The 18914-nt window shown below is 72.0% G+C and carries 18 protein-coding genes; 14 read left to right on the plus strand and 4 right to left on the minus strand.

Annotated features, from left to right (window positions below; translation table 11 throughout):
* The first annotated feature begins 233 nt into the window (after positions 1-233).
* The 7 genes from aroA to ABT041_RS38195 all read left to right on the plus strand — a co-directional run bounded on the left by aroA (position 234) and on the right by ABT041_RS38195 (position 8689).
* Positions 234-1469 (plus strand): 3-phosphoshikimate 1-carboxyvinyltransferase, encoded by a 1236-nt coding sequence (gene aroA, locus ABT041_RS38165; RefSeq protein WP_351193560.1) that lies wholly within the window; start codon positions 234-236, stop codon positions 1467-1469.
* Between the two features lie 34 nt (positions 1470-1503).
* Positions 1504-2754 carry a 1-deoxy-D-xylulose-5-phosphate reductoisomerase gene (gene dxr / locus ABT041_RS38170; protein WP_351193562.1) on the plus strand — a complete coding sequence of 417 codons (1251 nt, stop codon included), beginning with the start codon at positions 1504-1506 and terminating at the stop codon, positions 2752-2754.
* The gene (locus tag ABT041_RS38175; protein ID WP_351193565.1) at positions 2751-4058 is read left to right on the plus strand and encodes a M50 family metallopeptidase; all 1308 of its coding nucleotides are present in this window, start codon (positions 2751-2753) and stop codon (positions 4056-4058) included. The genes dxr and ABT041_RS38175 overlap by 4 nt, the downstream gene beginning before the upstream one ends.
* Positions 4059-4161: 103 nt before the next feature.
* Complete coding sequence (gene ispG / locus ABT041_RS38180; protein ID WP_351193568.1) at positions 4162-5319, plus strand: flavodoxin-dependent (E)-4-hydroxy-3-methylbut-2-enyl-diphosphate synthase; 1158 nt, start codon at positions 4162-4164, stop codon at positions 5317-5319.
* 162 nt (positions 5320-5481) lie between these two features.
* On the plus strand, positions 5482-6327 hold the full coding sequence (locus tag ABT041_RS38185) for a GNAT family N-acetyltransferase (protein WP_351193570.1): 846 nt from the start codon (positions 5482-5484) through the stop codon (positions 6325-6327).
* 42 nt (positions 6328-6369) lie between these two features.
* A complete protein-coding gene (locus ABT041_RS38190; RefSeq protein ID WP_351193573.1) occupies positions 6370-6915 on the plus strand; it encodes a GNAT family N-acetyltransferase in 546 nt (181 codons plus the stop codon).
* A 70-nt stretch (positions 6916-6985) separates the two neighbouring features.
* Positions 6986-8689 (plus strand): proline--tRNA ligase, encoded by a 1704-nt coding sequence (locus tag ABT041_RS38195; RefSeq protein WP_351193575.1) that lies wholly within the window; start codon positions 6986-6988, stop codon positions 8687-8689.
* Between the two features lie 185 nt (positions 8690-8874).
* Here ABT041_RS38195 and ABT041_RS38200 read toward each other — a convergent pair whose 3' ends face one another.
* From ABT041_RS38200 to ABT041_RS38215, 4 genes are read right to left on the minus strand one after another with little or no spacing between them, the layout of a single operon-like run.
* Positions 8875-9789, minus strand: a complete 915-nt coding sequence (locus tag ABT041_RS38200; RefSeq protein ID WP_351193578.1) for a slipin family protein — start codon at positions 9787-9789, stop codon at positions 8875-8877.
* 46 nt (positions 9790-9835) lie between these two features.
* Positions 9836-10735: an aminoglycoside phosphotransferase family protein gene (locus ABT041_RS38205; RefSeq protein ID WP_351193581.1), complete on the minus strand. Its 900-nt coding sequence runs from the start codon at positions 10733-10735 to the stop codon at positions 9836-9838.
* 46 nt (positions 10736-10781) lie between these two features.
* Complete coding sequence (locus ABT041_RS38210; protein ID WP_351193584.1) at positions 10782-11198, minus strand: DUF4439 domain-containing protein; 417 nt, start codon at positions 11196-11198, stop codon at positions 10782-10784.
* The gene (locus ABT041_RS38215) at positions 11195-11758 is read right to left on the minus strand and encodes a hypothetical protein (RefSeq protein WP_502976710.1); all 564 of its coding nucleotides are present in this window, start codon (positions 11756-11758) and stop codon (positions 11195-11197) included. The genes ABT041_RS38210 and ABT041_RS38215 overlap by 4 nt, the downstream gene beginning before the upstream one ends.
* Positions 11759-11927: 169 nt before the next feature.
* Between ABT041_RS38215 and rimP the strand changes: the two genes are divergently transcribed.
* The 7 genes from rimP to truB all read left to right on the plus strand — a co-directional run bounded on the left by rimP (position 11928) and on the right by truB (position 18821).
* Positions 11928-12425: a ribosome maturation factor RimP gene (gene rimP, locus ABT041_RS38220; RefSeq protein WP_351193589.1), complete on the plus strand. Its 498-nt coding sequence runs from the start codon at positions 11928-11930 to the stop codon at positions 12423-12425.
* 2 nt (positions 12426-12427) lie between these two features.
* A complete protein-coding gene (nusA, locus tag ABT041_RS38225) occupies positions 12428-13423 on the plus strand; it encodes a transcription termination factor NusA (RefSeq protein ID WP_086832025.1) in 996 nt (331 codons plus the stop codon).
* A 74-nt stretch (positions 13424-13497) separates the two neighbouring features.
* Complete coding sequence (locus ABT041_RS38230; protein ID WP_078908518.1) at positions 13498-13779, plus strand: YlxR family protein; 282 nt, start codon at positions 13498-13500, stop codon at positions 13777-13779.
* 149 nt (positions 13780-13928) lie between these two features.
* Positions 13929-17018: a translation initiation factor IF-2 gene (gene infB / locus ABT041_RS38235; protein WP_351193592.1), complete on the plus strand. Its 3090-nt coding sequence runs from the start codon at positions 13929-13931 to the stop codon at positions 17016-17018.
* A gap of 142 nt (positions 17019-17160) precedes the next feature.
* Positions 17161-17454, plus strand: a complete 294-nt coding sequence (locus ABT041_RS38240; protein ID WP_351193594.1) for a DUF503 domain-containing protein — start codon at positions 17161-17163, stop codon at positions 17452-17454.
* Positions 17455-17484: 30 nt separating this feature from the next.
* Positions 17485-17925 carry a 30S ribosome-binding factor RbfA gene (gene rbfA / locus ABT041_RS38245; protein WP_123455677.1) on the plus strand — a complete coding sequence of 147 codons (441 nt, stop codon included), beginning with the start codon at positions 17485-17487 and terminating at the stop codon, positions 17923-17925.
* Positions 17922-18821 (plus strand): tRNA pseudouridine(55) synthase TruB, encoded by a 900-nt coding sequence (truB, locus tag ABT041_RS38250; protein WP_351193597.1) that lies wholly within the window; start codon positions 17922-17924, stop codon positions 18819-18821. Before rbfA ends, truB begins: the two co-directional genes overlap by 4 nt.
* Positions 18822-18914: the final 93 nt, after the last annotated feature.

Consider the following 18914-nt stretch of genomic DNA (forward strand, 5'->3'; position numbering starts at 1 on the left):
CGCCGTCCCGTGTGCCCACCCGTCCCGCCCTGGGGGTCCCCCCGGACGAAGTCTGGGGGAGGGACGATTGCCCACACGGCAGCGGGGCACCGCCCCGCCGGGCGCGCGCCCACGCGGGCGCGGAGGGCACCGCCCAGCGCGGAAGCGCCCCCGCACCGGGGGCCCGGATGGGCGCGTCGTCCACGTGGCGGACCAGCCCCCCGTCCCCCCGCAGGTCACGGCAGGATGGCCCCGTGACCGTCATCCACATCCCCGGCTCCAAGTCCGTCACCGCCCGCGCGCTCTTCCTCGCCGCAGCCGCGGAGGGCACCACCACCCTCCTGCGTCCGCTCGTCTCCGACGACACCGAGGGCTTCGCCGAGGGCCTCGGCGCCCTCGGCTACGCCGTCCGCCGCGAGCCCGACGCCTGGCACATCGAGGGCCGGCCCGCCGGCCCCGGCGTGGAGACCGCCGAGGTGTACTGCCGTGACGGCGCGACCACCGCCCGCTTCCTGCCGACCCTCGTCGCCGCAGGCCACGGCACCTACCACTTCGACGCCTCCGCACAGATGCGCCGCCGTCCCCTCGGCCCGCTCAGCACCGCCCTGCGCGAGCTCGGGGTCGACCTCCGGCACGGGGAGAAGGACGGCCACCACCCGCTCTCCGTGCACGCCGCCGGCGTGAAGGGCGGCGCGCTGACGCTCGACGCGGGCCAGTCCTCCCAGTACCTCACCGCCCTCCTCATGCTCGGCCCGCTCACCGCCGAGGGCCTCGACATCACCGTCACGGACCTGGTCTCGGAGCCGTACGTCGAGATCACGCTCGCGATGATGCGGTCCTTCGGGGCCGAGGTCACCCGGGAGGGCCGTACGTACCGCGTCGCCCCGACCGGCTACCGCGCGCCCACCTACGGCATCGAGCCCGACGCCTCCACCGCCAGCTACTTCTTCGCGGCGGCGGCCCTCGAACCGGGCCGCTCCGTCACCGTCCCCGGCCTCGGGACCGGCGCCCTCCAGGGCGACCTGGCCTTCGTCGACGTGCTGCGCCGGATGGGCGCCGACGTGGAGACCACGGACAGCGGGACGACCGTCCGCTCCACCGGCACTCTCCGCGGTCTCACCGTCAACATGCGGGACATCTCGGACACCATGCCGACCCTCGCCGCGATCGCGCCGTTCGCCGACGGCCCGGTCCGCATCGAGGACGTCGCCAACACCCGGGTCAAGGAGTGCGACCGGCTCGACGCCTGCGCCGAGAACCTCCGCCGCCTCGGCATCAGCGTCGAGACGGGCCCCGACTGGATCGAGATCCACCCCGGCACCCCCACCGGGCCCGTCGAGATCGCCACCCACGGCGACCACCGGGTCGTCATGTCCTTCGCGGTCACGGCGCTGCGCACCCCCGGGATCACCTTCGACGACCCGGGCTGCGTGAAGAAGACCTTCCCGGACTTCCACGAGGTTTTCCACAGGTACGCCCGGACCGCGTGAAGACCGCACAGCCTTTGCGGCAAGAATGGGGGGCATGAGCGACCGCCCCTCTCCTCTCGCCGACCCGCACATCGCCTTCGACGTGTCCGAAGGCCGCCGGGACATCGTCGTCCTCGGCTCGACCGGGTCCATCGGCACCCAGGCCATCGACCTGGTGCTGCGCAACCCCGACCGCTTCCGGGTCACCGCCCTGGCCGCCTCCGGCGGCCGGGTCGGACTGCTCGCCGAGCAGGCGCACCGGCTGAAGGTCGCCACGGTCGCCGTGGCCCGTGAGGAGGCGCTGCCCGAGCTGCGGGAGGCGCTGAAGGCGCTGTACGGCTCCGAGCCCCTGCCCGAGCTCCTGGCGGGGCCGGACGCCGCGACCCAGGTGGCCGCCTCCCCGTGCCACACCGTCCTCAACGGCATCACCGGCTCCATCGGCCTCGCGCCCACCCTCGCCGCCCTCGAAGCGGGCCGCACCCTCGCCCTCGCCAACAAGGAGTCGCTGATCGTCGGCGGCCCCCTCGTGAAGGCGCTCGCCAAGCCGGGCCAGATCATCCCGGTCGACTCCGAGCACGCGGCCCTCTTCCAGGCGCTCGCCGCCGGCACCCGCGCCGACGTCCGCAAGCTGGTCGTCACGGCCTCCGGCGGCCCCTTCCGCGGCCGTACGCGCGAGCAGCTGGCCCATGTCACCCGTGAGGACGCGCTCGCCCACCCGACCTGGGCCATGGGCCCGGTGATCACGGTGAACAGCGCGACCCTGGTGAACAAGGGCCTGGAGGTCATCGAGGCCCATCTGCTCTACGACATCCCGTTCGACCGCATCGAGGTCGTCGTGCACCCCCAGTCGTACGTCCACTCGATGGTCGAGTTCACGGACGGCTCCACGCTCGCCCAGGCGACCCCGCCGGACATGCGCGGCCCGATCGCCATCGGCATCGGCTGGCCCGAGCGCGTCCCGGACGCGGCCCCCGCCTTCGACTGGACCAAGGCCTCCACCTGGGAGTTCTTCCCGCTCGACACCGAGGCCTTCCCGTCCGTCGGCCTGGCCCGGCACGTGGGCGAACTGGGCGGCACCGCCCCCGCCGTCTTCAACGCCGCGAACGAGGAGTGCGTGGAGGCGTTTCTCGCCGGACGGCTGCCGTTCAACGGCATCATGGATACGGTCACCGCAGTCGTCACCGAGCACGGAAAGCCCAGCGGGGGAACCTCGCTCACGGTGTCGGACGTCCTCGAAGCGGAGACCTGGGCGCGCGCCCGGGCCCGAGAGCTCGCAGCGAAGGCAACAGCGGAGGCCCGCGCATGACCGAAATGCTCCTGTACGCCCTGGGCATCGTGCTGTTCGCCCTCGGCCTCCTCGTGTCCATCGCCTGGCACGAGCTCGGCCACCTCTCCACGGCCAAGCTCTTCGGCATCCGCGTGCCGCAGTACATGGTCGGCTTCGGCCCCACCATCTGGTCGAGGAAGCGCGGTGAGACCGAGTACGGCATCAAGGCCATCCCGGCCGGCGGCTACATCCGCATGATCGGCATGTTCCCGCCGGGCGAGGACGGCAAGATCGAGGCCCGCTCCACCTCGCCCTGGCGTTCCATGATCGAGGACGCCCGCGAGGCCTCGTACGAGGAGCTCCAGCCCGGCGACGAGACGCGGCTGTTCTACACGCGCAAGCCGTGGAAGCGCGTGATCGTGATGTTCGCCGGACCGTTCATGAACCTGGTCCTGGCGGCGGCGCTGTTCTTCGGCTCGATGATGACCCTCGGCATCGAGGGCCAGACCACGCAGGTCGCCGGCGTCCAGAAGTGCGTCATCGACCAGAGCGAGAAGCGCGAGAAGTGCGCCCCGGGAGACCCCGTCTCCCCGGCGTTCAAGGCGGGCCTCAAGGAGGGCGACAAGATCGTCGCCTTCAACGGCACGCCGGTGAACGACTGGGACACCCTCTCCGACCGCATCCGCGACACCATCGGCCCGGCGACGGTCACCGTCGAGCGCGCCGGACAGCGCATCGACCTGCACCCCACCCTGGTCACGAACCAGGTGCCGAAGAAGGACGCGGACGGCAAGGTCGTCCAGCCCGTCAGCTACGGCCCGGCCGGCTACCTCGGCTTCGCCTCCAAGACCGAGGTCGCGCCCCTCTCCTTCGGCGAGACCACCGAGCGCATGACCGATCTCCTGCAGACCGGCTTCCACTCGGTCATCGCCCTGCCGGGCAAGATCCCCGGCCTGTGGGACGCCACCTTCGGCGACGGCGAGCGCGCGGAGGACTCGCCGGTCGGCGTCCTCGGCGCCGCCCGCATCACCGGTGAGCTGATGACCGTCGAGGCCCCGCCCGAGCGGATCCTGGTCTACTTCATGAACATCCTGGTGATGTTCAACGTCTCGCTGTTCCTGTTCAACATGCTCCCGCTGCTGCCGCTCGACGGCGGTCACATCGCGGGCGCCCTGTGGGAGTCCGTGCGCCGTCACGTCGCCCGGATCTTCAAGCGCCCCGACCCCGGCCCGTTCGACGTGGCCAAGCTGATGCCCGCCGCCTACGTGGTGGCCGGTGTCTTCGTCTGCTTCACGCTGCTCGTCCTCGCCGCCGACATCGTCAACCCGGTGAAACTGACGTAGCCCGCAGGGGGGTCGGACCCGGTGGTGTCCGGCCCCCCACCCCCGGGGCGGTAACCTCGGAACCCTGAGCCCGCCGACGCACAACCTTGAGGTTGCACTTCAGATGACCGCGATTTCTCTCGGTATCCCGACCGTTCCGACCCGGCTCGCCGAGCGGCGCAAGAGCCGCCAGATCCAGGTCGGCAGCGTGGCCGTCGGCGGTGACGCGCCCGTCTCCGTCCAGTCGATGACGACGACCCGCACCTCCGACATCGGCGCCACGCTCCAGCAGATCGCCGAGCTGACCGCCTCCGGCTGCCAGATCGTGCGGGTGGCCTGCCCCACCCAGGACGACGCCGACGCGCTCGCCACGATCGCCCGGAAGTCCTCCATCCCGGTCATCGCCGACATCCACTTCCAGCCGAAGTACGTCTTCGCGGCGATCGACGCCGGCTGTGCGGCCGTCCGCGTCAACCCGGGCAACATCAAGCAGTTCGACGACAAGGTCAAGGAGATCGCCAAGGCGGCCTCCGACGCCGGCACCCCGATCCGGATCGGCGTCAACGCCGGTTCGCTCGACGCCCGCCTCCTCAAGAAGTACGGCAGGGCCACCCCCGAGGCGCTCGTCGAGTCCGCCCTCTGGGAGGCCTCCCTCTTCGAGGAGCACGGCTTCCGCGACATCAAGATCTCGGTCAAGCACAACGACCCGGTGATCATGGTCGAGGCCTACCGCCAGCTCGCCGCCCAGTGCGACTACCCGCTGCACCTCGGCGTCACCGAGGCGGGCCCGGCCTTCCAGGGCACCATCAAGTCGGCCGTCGCCTTCGGCGCCCTGCTCTCCCAGGGCATCGGCGACACCATCCGCGTCTCCCTCTCCGCGCCGCCGGCCGAGGAGATCAAGGTCGGCATGCAGATCCTGGAGTCGCTGAACCTGCGCCAGCGCCGCCTGGAGATCGTCTCCTGCCCGTCCTGCGGCCGCGCCCAGGTCGACGTCTACAAGCTCGCCGAGGAGGTCACCGCCGGCCTCGACGGCATGACCGTCCCGCTGCGCGTCGCCGTCATGGGCTGCGTCGTCAACGGCCCCGGCGAGGCCCGCGAGGCCGACCTCGGCGTCGCCTCCGGCAACGGCAAGGGCCAGATCTTCGTCAAGGGCGAGGTCATCAAGACCGTCCCCGAGTCGAAGATCGTCGAGACCCTCATCGAAGAGGCGCTCAAGATCGCCGAGCAGATGGAGAAGGACGGCGTCGCCAGCGGCGAGCCGACGGTCGCCATCGGCGCCTGACGCCTTCCCGGACCCGTACGGACCCGTCCGGAAACCGTCCCGGTCTCCTGCGAAGCCCCTCCACCCCACCCGGTGGAGGGGCTTCGTGCGCAGGACGGGCCCCGCCGAGGGGCACGGGGGTAAAGTGCGGAGACCAGCAGATCCGTACCGTGAGGCCCCCTCGTGCTGACAGAGACCACCACTCGGGTCCTCGAACCCGCCGACCTCGGCGCCGCGCTCGCCGTCCTGGAGAGCGCCCCCGTCGAGAACGCCTTCGTGACCGCCCGCGTCCAGGTCGCCGGGCTCGATCCCTGGCGCCTCGGCGGCGAGATGTGGGGCTGGTACACCGAGGGCAGGCTCACCTCCCTCTGCTACTCCGGCGCCAACCTCGTCCCCATCTGCGCCACCCCCGAGGCCGTCCGCGCCTTCGCCGACCGGGCCCGCAGGATCGGCCGCCGCTGCTCCTCGATCGTCGGCCCCGCCGAGGCCACCGGGGAGCTCTGGCGGCTCCTGGAGCCCAGCTGGGGGCCTGCCAGGGACGTCCGGGCCCGCCAGCCCCTGATGGTCGCCGAGGAGCCCTCCGCCACCGTCGCGCCCGATCCGCTCGTGCGCCGCGTCCGCAAGGACGAGATGGAGGTGATCATGCCCGCCTGCGTGGCCATGTTCACCGAGGAGGTCGGCGTCTCCCCGCTCGCCAACGACGGCGGACTGCTCTACCAGGCCCGCGTCGCCGAACTCGTCGGCGCCGGCCGCTCCTTCGCCCGCATCGAGGACGGCAAGGTCGTCTTCAAGGCCGAGATCGGCGCCGCCACCCGCCAGGCCTGCCAGATCCAGGGCGTCTGGGTCGCCCCCGAGCACCGCGGCAAGGGCCTCTCCGAGACCGGCATGGCCGCCGTCCTGCAGTACGCCCTCGCCGACGTCGCCCCCGTCGTCAGCCTGTACGTCAACGACTTCAACACCCCGGCCAGGGCCGCGTACCGCCGCGTCGGCTTCCGCGAGACCGGCGCCTTCATGAGCGTCCTGTTCTGACGCGCTGTCCTGAGACCGGCGGGCACTTGTAGGGTGCGCCGCATGGATGACGCAGAGGTCGTGATCGGTCCGGTCAATCTCGCCGCCCGGGTGGACGAGGCCCTCGCCGTGCAGGCCGTCGCCTTCGGCCTGGACGCGGGCGAGGTCGCCGTACGCCGCCACATCGTGCTGCGCCACCTCCTCAGCCCCGGCGCCCGCGCCTACGGGGCCACCACGCCCGACGGACGGCTCGTCGGCTTCGTGTACGGGATGCCCAACGACCGCACCCACTGGTGGTCCACCGTCGTCGAGACGTACCTGCGGGCCACCGGCACCGCCGACTGGCTCGACGACTCCTTCGTCATCACCGAACTCCACGTCCACCCCGACTTCCAGGGCCGCGGCGTCGGCCGCGGGCTGATCACCACCATCACCGACAGCGCCGACGAGAAGCGCTCCATCCTCTCCGCGATCGACACCGAGTCGCCGGCCCGCGGCCTCTACCGCTCCCTCGGCTACGTCGACCTCGCCCGGCAGGTGCACTTCCCCAGCGCCCCCCGCCCGTACGCGGTCATGGGCGCCCCGCTGCCGCTCAAGCGCCGGAACTGATTTCTCCTGCCAGGGGCGGCCCGGCTAACCTCGGGGCCATCACCGTCCGTCCTTCAGGAGTCAGAGAACCATGGCCAACGCACCGGTCCAGCGCATGTCCCAGTTGATGGCGAAGACGCTGCGCGACGACCCGGCGGACGCCGAGGTCCTCAGCCACAAGCTCCTCGTCCGCGCCGGCTACGTCCGCCGCACCGCCGCCGGCATCTGGAGCTGGCTGCCCCTCGGCAAGAAGGTCCTCTCGAACATCGAGCGGATCGTCCGCGAGGAGATGGACGCCATCGGCGCGCAGGAGGTCTCCCTGCCCGCGCTGCTGCCCCGTGAGCCCTACGAGGCGACCGGCCGCTGGGACGAGTACGGCGCCGAGCTCTTCCGCCTCCAGGACCGCAAGGGCGGTGACTACCTCCTCGGCCCGACCCACGAGGAGATCTTCACGCTCCTGGTGAAGGACCAGTGCTCGTCCTACAAGGACCTGCCGGTCATCCTGTACCAGATCCAGACGAAGTTCCGCGACGAGGCCCGTCCCCGCGCCGGCATCCTGCGCGGCCGCGAGTTCCTCATGAAGGACTCGTACTCCTTCGACACCGAGGACGAGGGCCTCGCCCAGTCCTACGCCCTGCACCGCCAGGCCTACCAGCGCGTCTTCGAGCGCCTCGGCCTCGACTACCGCATCGTCGCCGCCACCGCGGGCGCCATGGGCGGTTCGAAGTCCGAGGAGTTCCTCGCCCCGGCCGAGGCCGGCGAGGACACCTTCGCAGACTGCCCGAACTGCGACTTCGCGGCGAACACCGAGGCGGTGTACCAGTCGGTGAAGCCGGTCGACGGCTCCGCGGTCCCCGCCGCCGAGGAGATCCCCACCCCCGACACCCCGACGATCGAGACCCTCGCGGCCTCCCTCGGCGTGCCGGCCTCCGCCACGCTCAAGAACCTCCTCGTGAAGGTCGACGGCGAGATCGTCGCCATCGGCGTCCCCGGCGACCGCGAGGTCGACATGGACAAGGTCGAGGAGCACTTCGGCCCGACGGCCACGGTCGAGCTGGTGACGGAGGAGGACTTCACGGTCCGCACCGACCTGGTCCGCGGCTACGTCGGCCCCCAGGGCCTGGAGAAGGTCACCTACATCGCCGACCCGCGAGTCGCCCCCGGCACCGCGTGGATCACGGGCGCCAACAAGGAGGGCATGCACGCGAAGAACGTCGTCGCGGGCCGTGACTTCGAGGTCTCCGAGTACGTCGACGTCGTCGTCGTCCAGGAGGGCGACCCGTGCCCCAAGTGCGGCACCGGGCTCAAGCTCGACCGCGCGATCGAGATCGGTCACATCTTCCAGCTGGGCCGCAAGTACGCCGACGCCCTCAAGCTCGACGTCCTCGGCCAGAACGGCAAGCCGGTCCGCGTGACCATGGGCTCGTACGGCATCGGCGTCTCCCGCGCGGTCGCGGCGCTCGCCGAGCAGTCGGCGGACGAGAAGGGCCTGTGCTGGCCGGCGGAGGTCGCCCCGGCGGACGTCCACGTCGTCGCCGCCGGCAAGGCGCTCCAGACGGAGCTGGCCCTCGAGGTCTCGGAGAAGCTCTCCGCGGCCGGCCTCCGCGTCCTGGTCGACGACCGGGCGGGCGTCTCGCCGGGCGTCAAGTTCACCGACGCGGAGCTCATCGGCGTCCCGAAGATCCTGGTCGCGGGGCGGCGCTCGGGCGAGGGTGTGGTGGAGCTGAAGGACCGCCGGACGGGCGAGCGCGAGGAACTCCCGATCGCCGAAGCCCTCACCCGCCTGACCTCCTGACCCCCGGGGCGGGGCGGCGCCCCCAGCGGCGCCTCCGCGTTCCGAGCCCGGACCCGCACCGGCTGTGCAGCGCACTTGTGGTGCGGGTCCAGGCGCGTAAGCCTGGGCCCGGCAAGGGGCGCCGTCCGTTGTGCCCACCCGTTCCGCCCCTGCGGAACGTATGCCCACAACGGACGGCCTCGGCGTCACGCGCTCTTCTCGTGCGGTGCCGGTTCCACCGACGTGCCCGTCAGGTCCTCCACCGCCTCCTCCGCCGCCGCCCGCCCCATCAGGTACGCCTCGCTCAGCGGCGGCACCGTCGTCGGCGGCGACACATGCTCGACCTCCGCCGGCTCACTCCCCGGCGTCGCCCGTTCCAGGAACCGCAGCAGTTCCACCGGGATCGGCAGGACCAGCGTCGAGTTCTTCTCCGCGGACACCGCCATCACCGTCTGCAGCAGACGGAGCTGCAGCGCGGCCGGCTGGTCCGACATCACCCCCGCCGCCTCGGCCAGCTTCTTCGAGGCCTGGAGCTCCGCGTCCGCGTTGATGACCCGCGCCCGCCGCTCCCGGTCCGCCTCGGCCTGCCGGGCCATCGAGCGCTTCATGGTCTCCGGCAGGGACACGTCCTTGATCTCGACCCGGTCGATCGCGACGCCCCAGCCCATCGCCGGGCTGTCGAGCATCAGCTCGAGGCCCTGGTTGAGCTTCTCCCGGTTGGACAGCAGGTCGTCGAGGTCGCTCTTGCCGATGATCGACCGCAGCGAGGTCTGCGCCATCTGGGAGACCGCGAACTTGTAGTCCTCCACGCGCACCAGCGCGTCGGCCGCGTCGACGACCTTGAAGTAGACGACCGCGTCGACCCGTACCGTCACGTTGTCCCGGGTGATGCCCTCCTGCGCGGGCACGGGCATCGTGACGATCTGCATGTTCACCTTGTGCAGGCGGTCGACGATCGGAACGATCATCGTGAAGCCGGGCGAGCGGATGTCGTCTCGCAGCCGGCCGAAGCGGAACACGACGCCCCGCTCGTACTGCTTGACCACCCGCGCCGCCGCCGCCGCGTACACCGCGGCCGCCGCGGCCGCGCCGGCCAACGCCATGAGCAGCTCTTCGATCATCACGGCCCCCTGGTTTGAGCCGGAAAGGTACAAAAAGGGTATTCCCCTAGAGCCAGCTTGCGAACTCCAGAAGCAGCTCGGCATCCTGTCGGCGCCCCGCCGTCAGTGCCCGCGTCCCCGACTCGACCGCCCGGAACAGGGTCCAGCCGCGCAGTCGCTCCCGGTCCAGGTCCAGGGAGTCCGCCAGCTTGTTCACCCGCCGCCGGGCCGCCGAGGCGCCCGAGGATGCGGCCACCAGGTCCTCGACCCGGTCCCGTACGAGACGGGCGAGGTCATAGGCCCGCTCGCCCACCAGCGGCTCGGGGCCGACGGCCAGCCAGGGCGTCCGGTCGCCCGCGAGGACCTTGCCCTGCCGGAAGTTCCCGTGCAGCAGCAGCGACTCGGAGGAGCCGGCCACCAGCTCCTCGCGGGCGGCGAGCGCCGCCGCCGTCAGTTCCCCGGCTGCCGCGTCCGCCCGGTACCGCTCCATGGCCGCGGCCTGCCGGGCCGTCCGCTCCGCCGCCGTCTCGAAACCGTGCTCCGCCGGCGGCTCGACCCACAGCTTCCGAACGGTGCCCGCCGCCTCCAGGAGCGCCTTGGCCTCCGGCAGGGAGCGCAGCGAGACCTCGGGGTGCAGCCGTTCGAGGACGAGCGCGCCCTCCCCGGCCTCGTCGAGGAGCTGGGCCGCGCCCCAGCCGTTCCAGTGCGCCAGCGCGTCCCGTTCCAGGTCCGGCCGGGTGAACGGCGGTGCGATCTTGAGCGCGGCGGGGGAGCCGTCGGAGCGCCGGACGAGCACGACCAGGCTGCTCCGTCCGCCGGGGGCCATCACCCGTTCGGTGTCCAGGGACGCGTGGGCGAGCGCCTGCTCGGCGAGCCCGGGCAGCGTCCCGAGCCACTCGGCCGCCGCGGCGTCCCCGTACGTCTCACCGAGCGTCCTGGCCAGTCGCTGCGGCGGTTCGAAACCCATGCGTACGTTGTTCCTTCGGTCGGGGCGGGACTCGGTCGGGGCGGGACTACACCCGCTCGGCGAGCCCAGGAAAGGTTACGTCGCTGCCGCGCCAGCGGACGGCCCGTACCGCCGCCTCCCGCAGCGCGGCGGCCGCCTCGCCCCGCGCCCGGCCCTCGGTGGCCCGGACGAGGTCGGAGTAGACCCCGGCCACCCGGTCCTCCAGGACCGCCGCGAGCCGCACCGCGCCGGTCTCGTCCGCGACCGCGAACGGAAGCCGGTACGCGGCCTCCGCGGCCACGGGCGTCCCGCCGAGGTCCCGCACGGTCCGGCGCAGCGCGTCCCGTCGGGCCCGGTGCGCCTCGTACGCGGCGGCGGCCTCGGCCCGCCGCTCGGTGCCGATCCGGCCGCCGACGACCCCGTACCCGTACACCGCGGCGTGCTCGGCGGCCAGCGCTGCCTGGGTCGCGACGAGGGCGCTCATGCCCGGGCTCCTTCGGTCAGCAGATAGGCGTGGACGGCGCCGGAGGCCGCGACGGAGGCGAGCAGCCGGGCGTACTCGGGCGGGGCGGTGAGCAGCGCGGCGGTGTGGCCGTCGGAGGCCGTGCGCTCGGCGGCGGCGAGCTCCTCGAGGGCGGCCCCGGGGGCGGCCGCCACCCGTACGGGCGTGGGGGAGGCCGCGGGCTTCCGGGAGGCGGAAGCGGACGCGGAAGGGGTCGCCGGGGCCGTCGTCGGCCTCACCGCCGTGCCGCCCTCCCCGAGCGCCTTCGCGTGCGCCGCCACCGCCCGCCGCAACGGCGTGAGCCGGGGCGCCAGGGCCGGGTGGGCGGCGAGCGTCGCGTCGTAACGTTCCAGCAGACCGTGCGCGGCAGTCACCGAACGCAGCCGCAGGGCCGCCTCGGCACGCGCCACCCGTTCGGCCTCCAGTTCGGCGGCGCTGGGCCGCCGGGGCCCGTCCGCCGACGAGGAGGTGCAGGCCGCGAGGGCCGTCGCTCCCGCCGCCGCGCCCGCCACGAGGAGTGCGCGTCTGCCCGTCGTCGTCACGCCTGCTCTCCCCGTCTGCCGTGCGTCGTCGAAGATCGTCGAGATCACCGCAGGCGAGCGTACCCGCGGGCCCCGGGGCGGTGGACGGCAACACCCTCCCGGACCGGATACCCTTTGGTCTGACACGCGACGAAACCACAACAGCACACGCGGCCGAGGAGTCACCCGGATGAGCACCACCCAGAGCGACAGGCTGCGCGGACTCGTGGAGCCGCTCGTCGCCGCGAAGGACCTGGATCTGGAAGAGATCGAGGTGTCCCGGGCCGGCCGCCGCGGACTGCTGCGGATCGTCGTCGACTCGGACGAGGGCGTGGAGCTGGACGCCTGCGCCGAGCTGAGCCGCGCGATCTCCGAGAAGCTCGACGAGACCGACGCGATGGGCGAGGGCGAGTACGTCCTCGAAGTCAGCTCCCCGGGCGCCGACCGCCCGCTCACCGAGCACCGCCACTACGTGCGCGCCACCGGCCGCCTCGCCAAGCTCACGCTGGTCGAGGGCGGCGACCTGGTCGCGCGCATCCTGGCCGTGGACGAGGACGGCCTCGACATGGAGGTGCCGGGCGTGAAGGGGCGCAAGCCCACCGCCCGCCGGGTCGAGTTCGCCGAGATCGCCAAGGCGCGTGTCGAGATCGAGTTCAACCGCAAGGACAAGAAGGAAGAGGAGGCGTAGCCGTGGACATCGACGTGAAGCTCCTGAAGGGCTTGGCACAGGAGAAGGAAATCTCCTTCGAGATGCTGGTCGAGGCGATCGAGTCGGCCCTCCTCATCGCGTACCACCGCACCCCCGACGCCCGTCGCCACGCGCGCGTGGAGCTGAACCGGGCCACCGGTCACGTGACGGTGTGGGCGAAGGAGGACCCCTCCGACCTGGAGGAGGGCCAGGAGCCCAAGGACTTCGACGACACCCCGTCGGACTTCGGCCGGATCGCGGCGAGCACCGCCCGCCAGGTCATCCAGCAGCGGCTGCGTGACGCCGAGAACGACGTGACCTTCGGCGAGTACGCGCGCCGTGAGGGCGATGTCGTCGCCGGTGTGGTGCAGCAGGGCAAGGACCCGAAGAACGTCCTCGTCAAGCTGGACGACAAGCTGGAGGCCATCCTTCCGGTGCAGGAGCAGGTGCCGGGCGAGGAGTACACGCACGGTCTGCGGCTGCGCACGTACGTCGTCCGGGTGGCGAAGGGTGTCCGCGGTCCGTCCGTCACCCTTTCGCGCACCCACCCGAACCTGGTGAAGAAGCTCTTCGCCCTGGAGGTGCCGGAGATCGCCGACGGTTCCGTCGAGATCGCGGCCATCGCCCGTGAGGCCGGTCACCGCACCAAGATCGCCGTCCGTTCCACCCGTTCGGGCCTGAACCCCAAGGGCGCCTGCATCGGCCCGATGGGCAGCCGCGTCCGCAACGTGATGGCGGAGCTGCTCGGCGAGAAGATCGACATCGTCGACTGGTCTGACGACCCGGCCGAGATGGTGGCGAACGCGCTCTCGCCGGCGCGGGTCTCCAAGGTGGAGGTCGTGGACCTCGCCGCCCGCTCCGCGCGGGTGACGGTGCCCGACTACCAGCTGTCCCTGGCGATCGGCAAGGAGGGCCAGAACGCCCGCCTCGCCGCGCGTCTCACCGGCTGGCGGATCGACATCCGTCCGGACACGGAGCCGGCCGGTCCGCAGGACTGAGACCGTTTTTGGCCAACAGCTGTTCGATTTTTGCCCCAAACGGGTGAGGTCGGTACGGGGAGGTAGACTTAATCGTGTCTGGCCGGACGCATGCCTGCGCGTGCCCTGAGCGAACCTGTGTGGGATGCCGGGAGCGAGCGGCCAAGAGCGATCTACTGCGGATCGTGGTGAATAAGGACGAGTGCGTCCCTGATCATCGCGGTACGCTGCCCGGCCGGGGTGCGTACCTGCACCCGGCCGTGGTCTGTCTGGACCTGGCGGTCCGCCGCCGGGCCTTCCCGAGGGCCTTCAAGGTCCAGGGACCGCTCGACACGGAGGCACTCCGCCACCACGTCGAGCAGGCGGCACCGCAGTGAACAAGAAGTACGGCACGGAACACCGTGCGGTCAGGTACCTCGCGAGTTGGAAGTAGGTCGAGATTGCGATGAGCACTCGATGAGTACGCGATGAGTACGCCCATGAAGTAGCGACGGTCCGGCGGTAACCGGACCTATAAAGGAGCGAAGTGGCTAAGGTCCGGGTATACGAACTCGCCAAGGAGTTCGGTGTGGAGAGCAAGGTCGTCATGGCCAAGCTCCAAGAACTCGGTGAATTCGTCCGTTCGGCGTCCTCGACGATCGAGGCGCCGGTCGTGCGCAAGTTGACTGACGCTTTGCAGGGTTCCGGTGGCAACGCCGGCAAGACCGCTGCCAAGCCCGGCGCGCCCCGCAAGGCGACGCCTTCCCCCGCGGCGCCGTCTCCGGCGGCCGCGGCACGTCCCGCTGCTCCGAAGCCCGGCGCCCCGGCCCCCAAGCCGGCCCCCGCCGCGCCCGCGGCGCCGGCGCCGGTCACTCCGGCCGCGCCCGCGAGCAGCACCCCCTCTCCGGCTCCGGCCGCCTCGGGCCCCCGCCCGGGCCCGAAGCCCGCGCCCAAGCCGGTCACGCCGGCTCCGGCCGCCCCGGAGTTCACCGCGCCCCCGTCGGCTCCCGCCGCCGGTCAGCGTCCCGGTGGCGCCACCCCGGGTCCCCGTCCCGCCGGCGAGCGTCCCGCCCGCCCGGGTCAGGGTGCCCCCCGCCCGCAGGGCCAGGGCGCGCCGCGCCCCGGCGGCCAGCAGGCCCCCCGTCCGGGCGGTGCCCGTCCGGCCGGTCCCCGTCCGGGCAACAACCCCTTCACCTCGGGTGGCTCCACCGGAATGGCGCGCCCGCAGGCGCCCCGTCCGGGTGGCGGCGCTCCCCGTCCCGGCGGCCCCGGTGCCGTTCCGGGCGCCCCGCGTCCGCAGGGTGGCCCCGGTGGCGCCCCGCGTCCGCAGGGTCAGGGCGGTGCCCGTCCCACCCCCGGTGGCATGCCTCGTCCGCAGGCTCCCCGTCCGGGCGGCGCGCCCGGCGGTAACCGTCCGAACCCGGGCATGATGCCGCAGCGTCCCGCTGCCGGCCCGCGTCCCGGCCCCGGCGGTCGTGGCCCCGGTGGCCCCGGCGGTCGTCCGGGCGGTCCCGGCGGCGGCGGCGGTCGTCCCGGCTTCGCCGGTCGTCCGGCCGGTCCCGGCGGTGGCGGCGGCGGCTTCGCCGGCCGTCCCGGTGGTCCCGGTGGCGGCGGCGGTCGTCCGGGTGGTCCCGGCGGCGGTGGCGGCGGCTTCGGCGGTCGTCCCGGCGGCTTCGGCGGCCGTCCCGGCGGTCCGGGTGGCCGTGGTGGCACGCAGGGCGCCTTCGGTCGTCCCGGCGGTCCCGCGCGTCGTGGCCGCAAGTCGAAGCGTCAGAGGCGCCAGGAGTACGAGGCCATGCAGGCCCCGTCCGTGGGCGGCGTGATGCTGCCTCGCGGCAACGGCGAGACCATTCGCCTGTCGCGCGGTGCGTCCCTCACCGACTTCGCGGAGAAGATCGGCGCCAACCCGGCGTCGCTCGTCGCGGTCATGATGAACCTCGGCGAGATGGTCACGGCCACGCAGTCCGTCTCCGACGACACGCTCGTCATGCTGGCCGAGGAGATGAACTACGTCGTCCAGGTCGTCAGCCCGGAGGAGGAGGACCGCGAGCTGCTCGAGTCCTTCGACATCGAGTTCGGCGAGGACGAGGGCGGCGAAGAGGCCCTGGTCTCCCGTCCGCCGGTCGTGACCGTCATGGGTCACGTCGACCACGGTAAGACCCGCCTTCTCGACGCGATCCGCAAGACCAACGTGGTCGCGGGCGAGGCCGGTGGCATCACCCAGCACATCGGTGCCTACCAGGTCGGTACCGAGGTCAACGGCGAAGAGCGTCGCATCACCTTCATCGACACCCCGGGTCACGAGGCGTTCACCGCCATGCGTGCCCGTGGTGCGAAGTCGACCGACATCGCGATCCTCGTGGTCGCGGCCAACGACGGCGTCATGCCGCAGACGATCGAGGCGCTCAACCACGCCAAGGCCGCCGGCGTCCCGATCGTCGTCGCGGTCAACAAGATCGACGTCGAGGGCGCGGACCCGGTCAAGGTCCGCGGTCAGCTGACCGAGTTCGGTCTGGTGGCCGAGGAGTACGGCGGCGACACGATGTTCGTCGACATCTCCGCCAAGCAGGGTCTGCACATCGACTCCCTGCTGGAGGCCGTCGTCCTCACCGCCGACGCCTCGCTCGACCTCCGGGCCAACCCGGACCAGGACGCGCAGGGTATTGCGATCGAGTCCCACCTCGACCGCGGTCGCGGTGCCGTCTCGACCGTCCTGGTCCAGCGCGGAACGCTGCGCATCGGCGACACGATGGTCGTCGGCGACGCGTACGGCCGCGTCCGGGCGATGCTCGACGACAAGGGCAACAACGTCGAGGAGGCGACCCCGTCGACTCCCGTCCTCGTCCTGGGTCTCACCAACGTCCCGGGTGCCGGCGACAACTTCCTGGTCGTCGACGAGGACCGTACGGCCCGTCAGATCGCCGAGAAGCGCGCTGCGCGTGAGCGCAACGCCGCCTTCGCCAAGCGCGTCCGCCGGGTGTCCCTCGAGGACCTCGACAAGGTGCTCAAGGCCGGTCTCGTCCAGGAACTCAACCTCATCATCAAGGGCGACGCGTCCGGTGCGGTCGAGGCCCTCGAGTCCTCGCTGCTCCAGCTCGACGTCGGCGAAGAGGTCGACATCCGCGTCCTGCACCGTGGTGTGGGTGCGGTCACCGAGTCGGACATCGACCTGGCCATGGGCTCCGACGCCATCGTCATCGGCTACAACGTTCGTGCGGCCGGCCGTGCCGCGCAGATGGCGGAGCGCGAGGGCGTCGACGTCCGGTACTACTCGGTCATCTACCAGGCGATCGAGGAGATCGAGGCGGCGCTCAAGGGCCTCCTCAAGCCGGAGTACGAAGAGGTCGAGCTCGGTACGGCGGAGATCCGCGAGGTCTTCCGCTCGTCCAAGCTGGGCAACATCGCCGGTGTCCTCATCCGCTCGGGCGAGGTCAAGCGCAACACCAAGGCGCGCCTCCTCCGCGACGGCAAGGTCATCGCGGAGAACCTCAACATCGAGGGTCTGCGCCGCTTCAAGGACGACGTCACCGAGATCCGCGAGGGCTTCGAGGGTGGTATCAACCTCGGAAACTTCAACGACATCAAGATCGACGACGTCATCGCGACGTACGAGATGCGCGAGAAGCCGCGCGCGTAACGCGTAGGGCTGCGTCCGGGGCCGGTCGGCGGAAGTATTTCCGTCGATCGGCCCCGGCCGTTGCGTGTACGGTTCTGGTGTCCCTGCCAAGCGACGGCGTGGCAGGCCACCGAACCCGAACCGGCGGGACATCCGGCACTACATGTACGTGGGGACTCTGTCCTTCGACCTGCTCCTCGGCGACGTCCATTCGTTGAAGGAGAAACGCTCCGTCGTCCGGCCCATCGTCGCCGAGCTCCAGCGCAAGTTCTCCGTGAGCGCGGCCGAGGTGGGCGACCAGGACCTCCATCGCAGGGCCCGTCTCGGTGTCGCGCTGGTGTCCGGGGACCCGGGGTTCCTCTCGGGCGTGCTCGACCGCTGTGAGCGGCTGGTCGCCGCACGCCCGGAGGTGGAGCTGCTTTCGGTGCGCCGCAGGCTCCACACTGATGAAGACTGATTTGAGCAAGGCAAAGAAGGAGAAGGACCAGTGGCCGACAACGCGCGGGCGAAGAAGCTGGCAGACCTCATCCGGGAGGTGGTCGCCGAGAAGCTGCAGCGCGGCATCAAGGACCCCCGCCTGGGTACGCACGTGACCATCACGGACACCCGCGTCACCGGTGACCTGCGGGAGGCCACGGTCTTCTACACGGTCTACGGCGACGACGAGGACCGCGCGAGCGCGGCGGCCGGCCTGGAGAGCGCCAAGGGCATCCTCCGTTCGGCCGTGGGCCGGGCGGCGGGGACCAAGTTCACCCCGACCCTGACCTTCGTGGCCGACGCCCTCCCGGAGAACGCCCGCACCATCGAGGACCTCCTCGACAAGGCGCGTGCCTCCGACGCCCAGGTGCGCCAGGCCTCCTCGGGCGCCACCTTCGCGGGTGACGCCGACCCCTACAAGAAGCCGGGCGAGGACGAAGCCGCCGAATGAGCACCGTACAGAAGACGCCCGACGGCCTTGTCATCGTCGACAAGCCGTCGGGCTTCACTTCGCACGACGTCGTGGCCAAGATGCGCGGGATCGCCAGGACCCGCCGCGTCGGCCACGCCGGCACGCTCGATCCCATGGCCACGGGCGTCCTCGTCCTCGGCGTGGAGCGGGCCACCAAGCTCCTCGGTCACCTCGCGCTGACCGAGAAGGAGTACCTGGGCACCATCCGCCTGGGGCAGACGACGATCACCGACGACGCCGAGGGCGAGATCACGGCGTCGGTCGACGCTTCGAAGGTCACCCGAGAGCAGATCGACGCGGGCGTCGCCGAGCTGACCGGCGCCATCATGCAGGTGCCGTCGAAGGTCTCCGCGATCAAGATCGACGGCAAGCGGTCGTACGCGCGCGTGCGCGGCGGCGAGGAGTTCGAGATCCCGGCCCGTCCGGTCACCGTCTCCTCGTTCCGGGTGTACGACGTCCGCGAGGCCACGGCCGAGGACGGCACGCCCGTCGTCGACCTGGTCGTCTCGGTGGTCTGCTCCTCCGGCACGTACATCCGGGCGCTCGCCCGTGACCTCGGCGCCGGACTCGGCGTGGGCGGTCACCTGACCGCGCTGCGCCGCACCCGGGTCGGCCCGTACAAGCTGGACTCGGCCCGCACCCTGGACCAGCTCCAGGAGGACCTCACGGTCATGCCGGTCGCCGACGCGGCCGCGGCGGCGTTCCCGCGCTGGGACGTCGACGAGAAGCGGGCCAGGCTGCTGCTCAACGGCGTCCGCCTGGAGATGCCGGAGTACCCGAAGGGTCCCGTCGCGGTCTTCGGACCGGAAGGGAAGCTGCTCGCGCTGGTCGAGGACCAGCGGGGCAAGGCGAAGAGCCTGGCCGTCTTCGGCTGAGCGGTCTCTCTGTCGTGGGGGGGGGGGGGGGGGGGGGGCCCCCCCCCCGGGGGGGGGGGCGGGGGGGGGGGCGGGGGCCCCGCCGGGGGGGGC

This window comes from Streptomyces sp. NPDC002825 (assembly GCF_040295385.1).
GTDB lineage: Bacteria > Actinomycetota > Actinomycetes > Streptomycetales > Streptomycetaceae > Streptomyces.

Excerpts from the sequence above, each read along its gene's own strand:
- dxr (WP_351193562.1), top strand. The coding sequence starts at position 1,504 with ATGAGCGACCGCCCCTCTCCTCTCGCCGACCCGCACATCGCCTTCGAC.
- ABT041_RS38175 (WP_351193565.1), top strand. The coding sequence starts at position 2,751 with ATGACCGAAATGCTCCTGTACGCCCTGGGCATCGTGCTGTTCGCCCTC.
- ABT041_RS38190 (WP_351193573.1), top strand. The coding sequence starts at position 6,370 with ATGGATGACGCAGAGGTCGTGATCGGTCCGGTCAATCTCGCCGCCCGG.
- rimP (WP_351193589.1), top strand. The coding sequence starts at position 11,928 with ATGAGCACCACCCAGAGCGACAGGCTGCGCGGACTCGTGGAGCCGCTC.
- ABT041_RS38205 (WP_351193581.1), bottom strand. The coding sequence starts at position 10,735 with ATGGGTTTCGAACCGCCGCAGCGACTGGCCAGGACGCTCGGTGAGACG.
- truB (WP_351193597.1), top strand. The coding sequence starts at position 17,922 with ATGAGCACCGTACAGAAGACGCCCGACGGCCTTGTCATCGTCGACAAG.
- ABT041_RS38195 (WP_351193575.1), top strand. The coding sequence starts at position 6,986 with ATGGCCAACGCACCGGTCCAGCGCATGTCCCAGTTGATGGCGAAGACG.
- ispG (WP_351193568.1), top strand. The coding sequence starts at position 4,162 with ATGACCGCGATTTCTCTCGGTATCCCGACCGTTCCGACCCGGCTCGCC.
- ABT041_RS38240 (WP_351193594.1), top strand. The coding sequence starts at position 17,161 with ATGTACGTGGGGACTCTGTCCTTCGACCTGCTCCTCGGCGACGTCCAT.
- ABT041_RS38210 (WP_351193584.1), bottom strand. The coding sequence starts at position 11,198 with ATGAGCGCCCTCGTCGCGACCCAGGCAGCGCTGGCCGCCGAGCACGCC.
- ABT041_RS38200 (WP_351193578.1), bottom strand. The coding sequence starts at position 9,789 with ATGATCGAAGAGCTGCTCATGGCGTTGGCCGGCGCGGCCGCGGCGGCC.